The 12,799-nt window shown below is 72.0% G+C and carries 9 protein-coding genes; 5 read left to right on the top strand and 4 right to left on the bottom strand.

Annotation, left to right across the window (positions count from 1 at the left end):
- Positions 1-8: 8 nt before the first annotated feature.
- The 4 genes from IPI43_21140 to IPI43_21125 all read left to right on the top strand — a co-directional run bounded on the left by IPI43_21140 (position 9) and on the right by IPI43_21125 (position 7,241).
- Positions 9-1,403 carry a TolC family protein gene (locus tag IPI43_21140; GenBank protein MBK7776610.1) on the top strand — a complete coding sequence of 465 codons (1,395 nt, stop codon included), beginning with the start codon at positions 9-11 and terminating at the stop codon, positions 1,401-1,403.
- Positions 1,404-1,449: 46 nt separating this feature from the next.
- Positions 1,450-2,307, top strand: coding sequence for an NAD(P)H-dependent oxidoreductase (locus IPI43_21135; GenBank protein ID MBK7776609.1), 858 nt, complete (start codon positions 1,450-1,452; stop codon positions 2,305-2,307).
- Positions 2,308-2,327: 20 nt separating this feature from the next.
- On the top strand, positions 2,328-6,443 hold the full coding sequence (locus IPI43_21130) for a DEAD/DEAH box helicase (GenBank protein ID MBK7776608.1): 4,116 nt from the start codon (positions 2,328-2,330) through the stop codon (positions 6,441-6,443).
- A 114-nt stretch (positions 6,444-6,557) separates the two neighbouring features.
- The gene (locus tag IPI43_21125) at positions 6,558-7,241 is read left to right on the top strand and encodes a hypothetical protein (protein ID MBK7776607.1); all 684 of its coding nucleotides are present in this window, start codon (positions 6,558-6,560) and stop codon (positions 7,239-7,241) included.
- Here the strand turns inward: IPI43_21125 and IPI43_21120 are convergent.
- Positions 7,177-7,788, bottom strand: a complete 612-nt coding sequence (locus IPI43_21120; GenBank protein ID MBK7776606.1) for a Crp/Fnr family transcriptional regulator — start codon at positions 7,786-7,788, stop codon at positions 7,177-7,179. The two genes, IPI43_21125 and IPI43_21120, sit on opposite strands and share 65 nt — an antisense overlap.
- Before the next feature lie 80 nt (positions 7,789-7,868).
- Between IPI43_21120 and IPI43_21115 the strand changes: the two genes are divergently transcribed.
- Positions 7,869-10,400, top strand: a complete 2,532-nt coding sequence (locus tag IPI43_21115; GenBank protein ID MBK7776605.1) for a cation-translocating P-type ATPase — start codon at positions 7,869-7,871, stop codon at positions 10,398-10,400.
- 59 nt (positions 10,401-10,459) lie between these two features.
- Here the strand turns inward: IPI43_21115 and IPI43_21110 are convergent, their stop codons facing one another.
- From IPI43_21110 to IPI43_21100, 3 genes are all read right to left on the bottom strand, one after another.
- On the bottom strand, positions 10,460-10,918 hold the full coding sequence (locus IPI43_21110; GenBank protein MBK7776604.1) for a TerB family tellurite resistance protein: 459 nt from the start codon (positions 10,916-10,918) through the stop codon (positions 10,460-10,462).
- A 64-nt stretch (positions 10,919-10,982) separates the two neighbouring features.
- The gene (locus IPI43_21105; GenBank protein MBK7776603.1) at positions 10,983-11,651 is read right to left on the bottom strand and encodes a hypothetical protein; all 669 of its coding nucleotides are present in this window, start codon (positions 11,649-11,651) and stop codon (positions 10,983-10,985) included.
- A gap of 144 nt (positions 11,652-11,795) precedes the next feature.
- Positions 11,796-12,770, bottom strand: coding sequence for a universal stress protein (locus tag IPI43_21100; protein MBK7776602.1), 975 nt, complete (start codon positions 12,768-12,770; stop codon positions 11,796-11,798).
- Positions 12,771-12,799 lie beyond the last annotated feature (29 nt).

Here is a 12,799-nt window from a genome sequence, read left to right as displayed (position 1 = left end):
CGTGGCTCATGTACCTCGGGGTCTGGCTTTCCCTGCCGTCCGAGCAGGTGCTGGCACAAGCCGACGAGCAGCGTGCGCCGGTGATGCTCGAGCACGTGCTGCGCTCGACGGTGGCACACCACCCCAGCGTTCAGGCGGCCCTCGCGCGCGAAGACGTCGCCGAGGCCGAGCTGATGCGGGCTCGTGGTGCGTTCGACCCCGCGCTGAGCGTTCGTGGCGCGCTGCGTCACGGCGGCTACTACGAGCTCCGGCGCGTGGATGCCGAGCTTCGTGCGCCCACACCCTGGCTCGGCGCCGAGTTCTGGGCAGGGTATCGCTACGGGCGCGACGTGGACGACGAGACGCGCTACCCCGGCTACTACAGCGACCAGACGCTCGACCGCGGCGAGCTGCGCGCCGGGGTGCGGGTGCCGCTGTTGCGGGACCGTGCGCTCGACGACCGCCGCGCGGTCCGGGCCCGCGCGGAGCTGGCGGTGGACGGGGCCCAGCAGGTGCGGGCGCTCGCGCTGATCGAGCTCGAGCGGCGCGCGGCGGCCGCCTACTGGTCCTGGGTGGCGGCGGGGCGTGGGCAGCAGGTGTGTGAGGAGCTGCTGGTGCTGGCCGAGGTGCGCCTCGGCGCGGTGCGCGAGCGCGTGGCCTCCGGGATCATCCCCGAGGTCGACACCCTCGAGGCGGAGCGCGCGTGGCTGTCGCGCCAGGACTGCGTCATCCAGGCCCGGCGCAACGTGGAGGCCGCAGCCATCGTCCTCGGGCTCTTCCTGCGCTCGGACACCGGCGCCCCGGCGCCGCCCACGCCCGCGCGCCTGCCGCGCGACCTGCCGTTGCCTCCCGCGCCCGTCATGACCCAGCCTGATGTCGAGCGTGTGCTCGCGTGTCATCCCCGCATCGCGGCCCAGCGTGCCGTGATGGAGAGCCAGCGCGTGGCGCGCGACCTGGCCAGTCAGCGTCGTCAGCCGCGGCTGGACGCGCTCGCCGAGGTGTCTCGCGATCTGGGGCAGGGGGACGCGACACTCCCCGGGACCGTCCTCGAGGTGGGGGTCCAGCTGTCGGTGCCCTTGGCGCTGCGTGACGCCCGCGGGCAACATGCTGCGACCGAGGCTCAGCTGGCCGCCGAGCGCGAGCTGCTGCGCCTCGCCGAGGACGAGGTGCGCGCCGAGCTGAGCGACATCGCGAGCGCGTACCAGGCGGCCCTCGAGCGGCACGCGCTGCTGACGCGCCTCGAGCAGAACGCCGAGCAACTGGCGGCCGCCGAGCGACGGCAGCTCGAGCTCGGCGCCACATCTCTGCTCTTCGTGAACATCCGCGAGCAGGGTGTGGCCGAGGCCTCCCTGGCGCGGGTGCAGGCCGTGCGGGCGCTCTGGGAGCAGGCGCTCCGCTGGCAGGCCGCCACGCGCTGCGAGTGACGCCGCCTCCGTGTCGTCGCGCCCGGCATCTGCGATGCTCTCTGGCATGGCCGTCATCCGGATCGTGAGCATCTCAGGGAGCCTCCAGGCCCGCTCCAGCAACCTGTCGCTCGTGGACTCGCTGTCATCGCTCGCGGGCCCCGAGGTGGAGGTCACCCGCTGGGACGGGCTGCGTGGGCTGCCGCACTTCGACCTCGACGCCAACGAGGCGCCGCCTCCCGAGGTTTGCGCGTGGCGCGACGTGCTGCGAGCCGCGGACGCAGTGCTGATCGCGACGCCCGAGTATGGGCACAGCCTCCCTGGCGCGCTCAAGAACGGCATCGACTGGGTCTTCAGCTCGGGTGAGCTGTACCGGAAGCCGGTCGCGATCACCGCGGCCAGCACGGGCCCGGGGCGCGGGCGGCGCGGGATCGCCGCGCTGCATCAGACGCTGGGCGCCCTCGACGCGCTGGTGCTGGGGGGCGAGCCCATCGCGCGGGGGCCGGGCCCGGAGGAGGCCGCACGCGCGCTGCTGAGCCAGCTGGTGGCGGCGGCGCGGCACGTCCGCGCGGGGCACACGGAGCTGCCACCCGTGGTGCTGCCCGAAGCGATCGAAGCGCTGCTGCGCGGGACGCTGCTGCGCGCGCCCTTGGTGACTCGGCTGTGGGTGGGCGACGAATCGGCTTCAGCGACGGAGGCACAGGCCTGGCAGGCGCTCGCGGGGTTGCTCCATGACAGCCTGCAGGGTGCGCCGGCGAGCGGACCGGGCCTGGTGGTGGCGCGGCTCGATGGCCTGCTGGACGGCGACGCGCGGGTGCCGGGGACGCGGCTGCTCGAGGACCTGCTGGCCCGTGTGGATGCCACCCCCACTCTGGCCGTGCTGCTGGAGCAGCTGGGGCCACGCGCGCTCGCACACCTCGCGTAGCGGGCTATGGTTCGCGGCTCATGGCCACGAACGGAATGCCGGCGGACGATGGCGCGCAGCCCCCAGGCGGCTGGTCCATCGAGCTCCGCGAAGAAGACGTGGAGTTGCTGGCCGCGCTGATGAGCTTCCAATTCTCGCGAAAGAGGCTCTGCGAAGTGGCGCACCTGGTAGGGCTACGCACGGCAGACGGGAAGCGCCTCTCGGTGCAGGACCTGCGCCCGTTCCTCGAGCCCCTCATCTCCCGACGCGTGCTGCACGCCACCGGCATCGATGCTTCGCACATGTCCTTCGATCACGAGCGCACCTGGACGGTGCTGCGCGGCGCGAACGCGCGCGATCGACTGGGACTGCTGGCGAGCGCCATGTCCACGCAGGACACGGGGTACACCTATGCGCCGCGCAACGCGCTCCTCGAGCACCTCTCCGCGGCGGCGCCGGTGCAGGTCGCGCTCGCGCTGGGGAGGCTCGACTCCGCCAAGGAGTTGCTGCACCGCGCACTGCGCTATGAGCAGCGCAACAGCTATGTGGGCCCCTTCGTGCGCCACGTGCTCGGTCGCGAGCCCGAGGCGAGCTGGCTCGGGCTGGTCACGGCGCCCGTGCTCGCATCGTACATGGCCGAGCTGGTGGACGAGTCGCTGCGAACGCTGGTGCCCATCAGCCCTGCGGTGCTCGACGCTGCGCTGCGCTGCGACTCGCCCAGTCTGCGAGCGCGGGCCGCGCGCTTGGCGGTGCTTCGAGATCACCCTTTCGACATCGGAGAGGTGAAGCTCACCAAGCAGGCACGCGCGGACCATGACTTGGTGGAAGCGATGTTGCGCGGGGACCACGCGGGCGCGCTGCGCTTCGCGGACACGGTGAACGGCAAAGATCCCGCGAAGCAGCGCGCGCTCGAGCCGGACGTGCGCGCCGCGCTGATCTTTTGCTGGGTCATCGCCAGCGGCACGGACGGTGGCGCGTGGGCGCGACTGACCACGCGCTTGCTCGCCGAGAAGCAGGAGCGAAACCACGGGGCCATGCACGATGGGGTGGACGCCTTCGTGCACACCATCCAGTTCGGTCAGCCGCCTGCGCGCAGCTATCGGGACGACGCAGACACGCTCGGGCCAGCCTGGGTGGCCGATCTGTGCGCGGCGGTGCTGGGCTTCTGGCGCGCGGAGCTGGGCCCCGAGAACCTGCGGCCGCGGGCCAAGCCGAAGGTGCTCGAGCAGTGGCTCGCGCGCGCCGAACGGCACGGCTTCCCACGCGCCGCGCTGCTGCTCCAGCAGACCCTGCGCGCCGTGACCACGGGCCAGGCAGCCGAGGGGTCGCTCGCGGGGGCCTACCGCACCCGTGCGGGCTGGGAGCTGGCCCTCGAGGCACTGGCCGAGTTTGCGGGCGAAGACACCGCGATCCGAGCCGGTCGCGTGAGCCACGGAGCCGCTGAGCGGCTGCAGTGGCAGCTGCGCCTCGAACCGAAAGAAGGCTGGACCATTGGTGCGCTCTACTTCAAGTCGGGTACCACCCGGGTGGGACGCGAGGTGGCCATCGAGAAGCTGGTGACGGGCAGCCACCCGTACCTGCGTGACATCGACCGCGCCGTGCTGGCCCACGCCGAGGCCGACCCGTACAGCGGCTATGGGCGGCGCTCACGCATGACCCCCATGCTGCTCAAGCCCACGGCGCTGCTGGCGCTGGTGGGTCACGACTCCGTGGTCGACGCGGACGGCAAGCCGCTGCAGGTGCTGCGCGGGGAGGGAGAGCTGCGCGCCGAGGCGCTGGCGAGTGGGTCCACGCGTGTCTCGCTGCATCCGCCCGAGCTCGCGCAGAATGACCTGGTGGCCATCTTCCAGCCGCCGGACCAGGTGGTGATCTACGAGCGCACCCCCGAGCTTTCGCGGCTCGCGCACCTGCTCACCAGTGGCGCGCTCGAGGTGCCCCCGAGTGGCGCGAAGCGGCTCGGCGAGGTGCTGGGCCAAGTGGGGCGGCGCGTGCGCGTGGGCGCCGGCGAGGACGTGCAGCTGTCCGGCGAGCTGGTGCCGGCCGAGACGCGCCTCGCGTTCTTGTGCCGGTGGAGCGGCGAGCGCCTCGAGGTGCGCTTGCGCGCCGTGCCTCTCGGGCTCGAGGGTCCGCAGGCACTGCCGGGGCGCGGCCCGGCACAGATGGTGGCGGTGCTGGACGGGCGGCCGCTGCGCACGGAGCGCCACCTGGACGCCGAGCGGCGTGCGCGCGAGGCGCTCCTCATCGCCGCTCCCGGTGTGGGTGCGCTGCCCTGGGAAGACGACAACGTCACCCTCGAGGGATTGCCGGGCGCCTACGACTTCCTCACGGAGGTGGGCGCGCTTCCCGAGAAGGCGCGGCTGCTGGCCTGGCCCGACGGGAAGCGCTTGCCCGTGCCGCGCAGCGTGGGTGTCGAGGCCCTGCGCGTGCGCGTCAGCGGGTCGGGCGGCAAGCTGCTCTCCAGCATCGACGTCGAGGTGGACACCACGCTGGTGGTCGGCTTCCAGCAGCTGCTCGCGTCGCAAGCCACGGGGCGCTTCGTGCACGTGGACGACCACACCGTGCTGGCGCTCACCGAGGAGCTGCGCCGGCGGGTGGAGGGCTTCAGCGGCCTCGGCAAGCTGGGCAAGCAGGGCCTGGTGTCCGAGCCCGTGCTGCTGCCGCGCCTGATGGAGCTGAGCGAAGACGTGGGCACGCGCACGCTGGATGCGGCCAGCCAGAAGCGCGTGGCGGCGCTCGAGCAGGCGCTGGCCACCAACGTGAGCGTGCCCCGTGGCTTCGCGGCGGAGCTGCGCGACTACCAGCGCGAGGGCTTCGTATGGCTGGCGCGCCTGGGCGAGGCCGAGCTGGGCGCCTGCCTGGCCGACGACATGGGCCTCGGCAAGACGGTGCAGACGCTGGCGCTGCTGGCGCACCGCGCGAAGGCTGGACCGGCGCTGGTGCTCACGCCCACGTCGGTGGTGGGCACGTGGCTGAGTGAGACCCAGCGCTTTGCGCCGCGCTTGAACGTGACGCTGCTGGCCGAGAGTGGCGACCGCGCGGCCGTCATCGCGGCGGCGGGCCCGCACGACGTGCTGGTGGCGAGCTACGGTGTGCTGGTGACCGAGAGCGAGGCGCTCTCTGCGCGGCGCTTCGAGACCGTGGTCTTCGACGAGGCGCACGCCCTCAAGAACGCGGGCACGCAGCGCTCGCAGGCCGCCGCGCAGCTGAACGCGGGCTTTCGCGTGGCGCTCACGGGCACGCCCCTCGAGAACCACCTGGGCGAGCTGTGGAGCCTGATGCGCGCCGTGGTGCCCGGGCTGCTGGGCAGCGAGCGTGAGTTCAACCTCCGCTTCGTGGAGCCCATCGCGGGCGGCAAGCGCGACCGGCTGGCCGAGCTGCGCCTGCGGCTGCGCCCCTTCTTGCTGCGGCGCACCAAGGCCGAGGTGCTGGACGAACTGCCCGAGCGCAGCGAGACCACGCTGCTGGTGACGCCCACGCCGGCGGAGCGCGCCTACTACGAAGCCCTGCGCCGCAAGGTGGAGGAGCGCCTGGCCACGCAGCGTGACGCCCCCACGGGGAGCGCGCGCGTGGAGATCCTGGCCGAGATCATGCGCCTCCGGCAGGTGGCCGTGGACCCGCGCTTGTTGGACCCGAAGCACGGGCCGCCCGGCGCCAAGCTGGACGTGCTGGCCGAGCGCGTGCGCGCGCTGCACGAGGAGGGTCACCAGCCGCTGATCTTCACGCAGTTCCTCGGCAGCCTGGCGCGCATCGAAGAGCGCCTGGTGCAAGAGGGGCTCAAGGTGCTCACACTCGACGGCAGCTTGTCGGCCAAGGAGCGCACCAAGCGCGTGGCCGCATTCCAGGCCGGTGAGGCCGACGCCTTCGTGATGAGCCTGCACGCGGGCGGCACGGGCGTGACGCTCACGGCGGCGGACTACGTGTTCCACGTGGACCCGTGGTGGAACCCCGCCGTGGAAGACCAGGCCACGGGCCGGGCGCATCGCATCGGGCAGAAGCGCCCGGTGCACGTCTATCGGCTGGTCACCGCCGGCACCATCGAGGAGAAGATCCTGGCGCTGCACGGCAGCAAGAAGCGCATGGCGGGGGATCTGCTCGAGGGCCTCGACGACGCGAAGAAGCTGGACCTCGAGACCCTGCGTGGGCTGCTCAGCGCGTAGCGTCCCGTGCACCCGGGGCGTGCGTTCTAAACCTGGGTTCATGCGCTCGCCACGGCGAGCTGCGACCGTGATGCGATGCACGCCTCTCACGCTCCACACGCTGTCCTCCGCCATGTGTCCCTCGCCTCTGCGCTGCTCCTGACGACCCTGTGTGCGCTCACGCTCGCCACCGGCGTCAGCCAGCAGTGGTTCGAGTGGGTGCGCACGCCCGACGCGTACGCCACGCGGCTCCTGCACGACGCCATGACCCTGCGCGCCATCATCGCGCTCGACGACGTGTTCATCGCGGCGTACGTGGCCAGCGCGGTGCTATTCGTGCGCTTCCTGGGCGAGCCGGCGCGCGAGCCGCTGCACGCCGTCGCGGTGGGATTCAGCGTCGCTGCGGGCGTGCTCGACCTGACCGAGAACCACCACCTCCTGTCGTTGCTCACGCTGGTCGAGGCGGGGCTGCCCGTACCGGTCGAGGACATCGTGCTGCGCTCGCAGCTGAGCCAGCTGAAGTGGATGCTGGGGCACGTGGCGTTCGCCTTCCTCGGACTCACGCTCTCCCTCGAAACGCCGCTCGCGCGCCTGCTGCGCGTGGCGTTGGTGTACGTGCAGCTGCCGCTCGGGGCGCTGACCTGGGCGGCACCCTTCGGGCCGTGGCTGCCTGCGCTGGTGTGGCTGCGCTACGGCGCGCTCATCTCGGGCTTCGCGGCGGTGGCGTGGCTCGCGAGCCGGCCACCGCACGCCGTCAGCCCGCCGCGTCCGGCTTCACACGTCGCCGCCGCCGCAGCCGGCTCAGGTGCACCGGCGTGATGCCCAGGTACGACGCCACGTGCTTCGCGGCGACGCGCGCCTCGAGCCCCGGGTAGCGCGCTCGGAACGCGGCGTAGCGGGCGGCGGCGTCGAGGCCCAGCAGCTCGTACTCGCGCTCGGCCTTGATGCGCAGCAGCGCCTCGGTGGCCCGCGCGCGCACCTGTGCCCAGGCGGGGCTCTTGGCCGCCAGCGCCGCGCTCTCGGCGAAGTCCACCACCAGCAAGCGGCAGGGCTCCTCGGCCACGATGTAGGCCCGCGCAGGCGACTCCGAGAGCAGGTCCGCGAGTGACCCGCTGAGCTCGCCTTCGAGCACGAACGCCTTCGTGCGCTCGGAGCCATCGGCCAGCAGGAAGTGCTCGCGCAGGAGCCCCGTGACCACCACGGCGACGTCGCGAGCAGGCTCTCCCGCGCGCAGCAGGTGCTCACCCCGAGCGAGCTCGCGCACCCGCACGAGCACCAGGCCGGCGGCTATCTCGTCGTCCGACAAAGGCGCCACATGGCGCATGGCGCGCGCGTAGAGCTGGGCGTCGCGGGCCGAAGGCTTCATATGGGGACACAGCGTAGTGCAATCTTCTCAGAGGGGCGTACGTTCCGTGGGTGACCTCCCGCCCCGAACCCCGCGACTGGCTGCCTCAGAGCCCCACCACGCCCACCCGCGAGACGGGGCTGACCGCTGCGGAGGCCGCGGGGCGCCTCGCGAGCGACGGGCCCAACGCGCTGCCCACCGACGCCGCCTCTTCTTTCTGGAGCACGGTCTGGCACCTGCTGCGCGAGCCCATGCTGCTGCTGCTGCTCGCGGCGGCGGGCATCTACCTCGTGCTGGGTGACCGCTTCGAGGCGATCATGCTGTCGCTCTCCGTGTGCTTCGTGATCGGCATCGAGCTGGTGCAGGAGCGCAAGACCGCTCGCGCGCTGGATGCGCTGCGCGACCTGGCCAGCCCGCGAGCGCTCGTGCTGCGCGATGGCAAGCCACAGCGCATCGCCGGTCAGGACGTGGTGCGTGGCGACCGCATCCTCATCGCCGAGGGCGACCGTGTGCCGGCCGACGCGCGCTTGGTGGAGGCCTCCGGCATCAGCGTGGACGAGTCGCTGCTCACGGGGGAGTCGGTGCCCGTGCGCAAGCGTGTGGCGCTGTCCACCGACACCGAGGCGCGTCCGGGGGGCGACGACCTGCCCTTCCTCTATTCCGGCACGCTGGTGGTGAAAGGCCGCGGCGCGGCCGAGGTCTTCGCCACCGGTGCCCGCTCGGAGATCGGCCGCATCGGGACGGCGCTCCACGGGGTCACTGGCGAGCGCTCGCCGCTGCAGCTCGAGGTCGGCCGCATCGTGCGCATCATGGCGCTCGCGGCCGCCGTCCTCAGCATCGGGCTCGCCGTGCTCTATGCCGCACAGTCCGAGAGCGTCGTGGACGGTCTGCTGGTGGGGATCGCGCTGGCCATGGGCCTGTTGCCCGAGGAGCTGCCCATCGTGCTGGCGGTCTTCTTCGCGCTCGGCGCCCTGCGGCTCTCGAAGCACCGCGTGCTCACCCGCAACCTGGCCGCGCTCGAGACGCTGGGTGCCACCAGCGTGCTGTGCACGGACAAGACCGGCACGCTCACCGAGAACCGCATGCGCATCGCCGCGCTCTACGCCGCTGGCGAGGTGCACCGCGTGGGCGACGAGACCCTGCCCGAGTTTGTCCACGAGGTGGTGGAGCACGGCATCCTCGCGAGCCAGCGCGATCCGTTCGACCCCATGGAGATCGCGTTCCATCAGCTGGGGCAGACGGCACTGCGCGGGACCGAGCACCTGCACGCCACGTGGACCCTGGTGCGTGAGTACCCTCTGTCGCCCGAGCTCTTGAGCATGGCCCACGTCTGGCGCTCCCCGGACGAGACCAGCCTGATCGTCTCGGCCAAGGGCGCGCCCGAGGCCATCGTGGACCTCTGCCACCTGCCCGAAGCCGAGGTGCAGGCCGCGCGCGCCGCCGTGATGGCGCTCGGCAACGACGGACTGCGCGTGCTCGGCGTGGCCAGCGTGCGCTTCGACGATGGCGAGCTCCCGAGCGCGCAGCACGACTATCCCTTCACCTTCGTGGGCCTCGTGGGTCTCGAGGACCCGGTTCGTGCCTCGGTACCTGCGGCCATCGCCGACTGCCGTGCGGCCGGCATCCGAGTGGTCATGATCACGGGCGACTACCCCGCCACGGCCAGCGCCATCGGCCGGAAGGCGGGCCTGGCGTGCCCTGAAGACGTGCTCACCGGCGCCGACATCGAGCAGCTGGACGACGACGCGCTCGTGACCCGTCTGCGCAGCGCCGACGTGGTGGCGCGCGCCGTGCCCGAGCAGAAGCTCCGCATCGTCCGGGCGCTCGCGCGTGACGGTGGCGTGGTGGCCATGACCGGCGACGGCGTCAACGACGCGCCCGCGCTCGAGGCAGCGCACATCGGTATCGCCATGGGCGGCCGGGGCACGGACGTGGCGCGCGAGGCCGCTGACCTGGTGATCACCGACGACGACTTCGCGTCCATCGTGGCGGGCGTGCGCCTCGGGCGGCGCATCTTCGACAACCTCCAGAAGGCGGTGACGTACATCGTGGCGGTGCACGTGCCCGTCGCTGGGCTGTCGCTCATCCCCGCGCTGCTGGGCTGGCCGCTGGCGTTGCTGCCGCTGCACATCGTGTTCCTCGAGCTGATCATCGACCCGGCGTGCTCCGTGGCCTTCGAGGCCGAGGGCGACGAGGCGGACATCATGTCTCGTCCGCCGCGCCCCGCGACGTCGCGCCTGGCCGACCGCGGGCTCTTCTTGTTGGGGCTGGCGCAGGGCGTCTCGGTGCTCGCGGCCTGTCTGGCGGTGCTCTTCGTGGCGCGGCAGCAAGGGCTGGGCGAGGGCGCCACCCGAGCGCTCGCGTTCACTGCGCTGCTGGGCGGCAACATCGCGCTCATCGCCGTGAACCTCTCGCGGTACGTGCGTGGCGACCGCACGAAGCGGCCCACCAACCGCGTGGCCTTCCTGGTGGCCGGCCTGGCCACGGCGGGGCTCGTCGCGTCGCTCGTGTTCGCGCCGGTGCGGAGCGTCTTCCACTTCGATCCGGTGTTGCCGCTGCATGCCCTTGGCGCGTTCGCCGCCGGGGCCGTGTCGGTGGCCTGGTTCGAGGTCTGGAAGCGGGTGCGTCGGTAGGCTGCTCGAGCCTGCTCAGGCCGGCGCGGTGCGCGGTGCTCGCGCGGAGGCGACCGGCGTCACGCGGCGGCGCACCCGTCCGGGCGAGCCTCTGCGTCGAGGTGTTGCGCCGCGCGAATGAGCGCCTCCAGCTGCGTCCGTGTCGGGCGCCCCGCGGCGACGCGCGCCATGCCGAGCGCGAGGCGCTGGGCGCGCTGCGTGACATCGGGGCTCAGGTCCCAGAAGCCTTCGAAGTGGTTCAGCACCCGGAGCTCGCTCGGGTGAATGTGTCCGTCGACGGCGGCCACCCAGACCGCCAGCGTGTAGGCCACGGCGCGGATGGAGACGGGCGGCAGGGCGTCGTCGAACTCGGACAGAGGCACGCGCGCGATCCGCATCGCGACGTCGTCTACTCCCAAGAGGGAGGCGACCTGGTCGACGGCGCGTACCTGGGCGAACGACATGCGGCCGTCCGCCCAGAGGATGTCCAGCAGGGGTGAGAGCAGGTCGAAGGGGCGCGTGCGAACCGTAGCGGGCATGTTGAATCTCCTGTTCTGCGGATACTCGAGTCGTCGTTCGGGCTCGTCGTCGCCACCGACACTCTCAGAATGTCTCGTCGGCGGCTTCTGTTCCCCTCTGGGATGTCGCCGTCGCGCCGGCCGACGGAGGCGATGGCGCGTCCTCGCAGGCGTCCCGGGCATACTCCGACGCCACGGTGCGCCACACCAAAGGCACCAGCTCCCGCCGCGTGGGATCGTGTCGGAAGCACGTCGGCCCGATGCTCAGCTGGGGGTACCGTGCGGCCAGGTCGTCGACCAGGCGCTCGACCTCGTGCAGCCCCTCTCCCTCCGAGAACACGGGGAGCACACGCACGCGCTCCCGCTGCTCGATGAACCAAGCACCCGCGCCGCCGGCTTGCTTGCCATGGAAGAGGGATTCGAGCAGGTGCTTCCGGCGATGCTCTGCGGTGGCCCGGTGGCGGAGAATCATCATGTCGAAGGAGCAGAGGTTCCAGACTCCACCGAGTCCGACCGACTCCCGCAGGGTGAGCTCACCGCTCGGCCGTACCCCATCTTCGCGGCCCGCGAACGAGAGGTGCACGTCGACATCGTCGCACTCGATCACCCCGAGCACTTCGTCCGCTGGAGAGAGTCGTCGTGGTCGATACGAGAGGAACTCGTTCACCCCGTGGATGGCGCGGCCGAGGTTGACCGAGGTGCGAACGAACAGCAGCGATCCAGCCGTCTGTCGGGCTATCGCGAGAGGTTGCATACACCAGATATATGGGCCGCTCGCGTCGGTTGAAAAATAGATAATATCTAGCGGATCGTTCTGTTTGCGTGATGATCGCGTGCGCTGAGATGGACTCGCTTCCGCTCGTGGAGCACGCCGCTGGCTCCGGTCCCCAGAACCCTCTCAGCCCTCGGGGACGACGAGCACAGGCCGCACCGCGCGCCGGAGGCAGCGCTCGGTGGTGCTGCCCAAGACCAGGTGACCCAGCGCGGAGCGCCGATGAGCGCCGACGACCAGCGCCGACGCGTCTACCCGCCGCGCGAGGCCGGCGAGCTGAGCCTGCACGTCGTCCGTCCCGTCACACACGTGGACTTGTGTCTCGACGCCCGGGAAGCGCGCGGCCAGCTCTTCGAGCCGCGCGTGGGTGCTCCGCACGAGCGCCGTACGCAGCTTCTCGATGTCGTCGCCATAGGCGTCGAGGTCCACGACCGGTGGCGGCAGCACGTGGCCGAGGTGCAGCGTGGCACCTGCCCGAGCCACCAGGCCTGCGGCCAGTGCGAGCGCACGGTCCGCGGCGGGCGAGAAGTCGATACCCACCAACAGCGCCTGGAGCGGGGAGGGCGCGCGTTGGTCCTCGCGCGCGGGCACCACCCACACCGGCTGCGTGGCGTGGCGCACCACGCGGTCGGCGGTGCTGCCGAGCAAGCGCTCCCCCAAGACCCCGAGGGCCGCTTCGACCTCGCCCTGGGCGTGTGGCCCGACCACCACGAAGTCCGCGTCGTGCTCGTTGGCCGTGGACAGCACGCCTTCCCAGACGCGCCCGTCGCGCAGCGTGGCCTCGCACGAGAGCCCGCGCAGCGTGCAGCGCGCGCGCTCGGCTTCGAGGACCAGCGCCTTGTCGTCCGTGCGCTTTTGCAGGCGGGCACGCAGGCGCTCGAGGTAGGGCGCGATGGCGGGGTCCGTGTGCTCGGGCAGCGGCGCCTCGCCCGTCAGGTCCACCACGTGCAGCAGATGCAGCCGGGCGTCCAGCGAACACGCCAGCTCGATGGCGAGGTCCACGGCGGCGCGACCCGCCGGACCGAGATCCGTGGCCACCAGGATGTTCGCGGGCGTGAACTCGTCGCTCGGCATGTCAGCGTCGGGTGTCCATGCGGGCACGGTAGCATGACGTCTTCGCGCTGGCGTCA

Source organism: Sandaracinaceae bacterium, from assembly GCA_016706685.1.
GTDB lineage: Bacteria > Myxococcota_A > Polyangia > Polyangiales > Houyiibacteriaceae > JADJJE01.
Note: the sequence above shows the minus strand (reverse complement) of the source record. Positions and strands in the feature narration are given on the sequence as shown.

What these genes read in the sequence shown, in the direction of transcription:
- IPI43_21140 (MBK7776610.1), top strand. Translation starts at nt 9, where the DNA reads ATGTACCTCGGGGTCTGGCTTTCCCTGCCGTCCGAGCAGGTGCTGGCA.
- IPI43_21130 (MBK7776608.1), top strand. Translation starts at nt 2,328, where the DNA reads ATGGCCACGAACGGAATGCCGGCGGACGATGGCGCGCAGCCCCCAGGC.
- IPI43_21105 (MBK7776603.1), bottom strand. Translation starts at nt 11,651, where the DNA reads ATGCAACCTCTCGCGATAGCCCGACAGACGGCTGGATCGCTGCTGTTC.
- IPI43_21120 (MBK7776606.1), bottom strand. Translation starts at nt 7,788, where the DNA reads ATGAAGCCTTCGGCCCGCGACGCCCAGCTCTACGCGCGCGCCATGCGC.
- IPI43_21135 (MBK7776609.1), top strand. Translation starts at nt 1,450, where the DNA reads ATGGCCGTCATCCGGATCGTGAGCATCTCAGGGAGCCTCCAGGCCCGC.
- IPI43_21110 (MBK7776604.1), bottom strand. Translation starts at nt 10,918, where the DNA reads ATGCCCGCTACGGTTCGCACGCGCCCCTTCGACCTGCTCTCACCCCTG.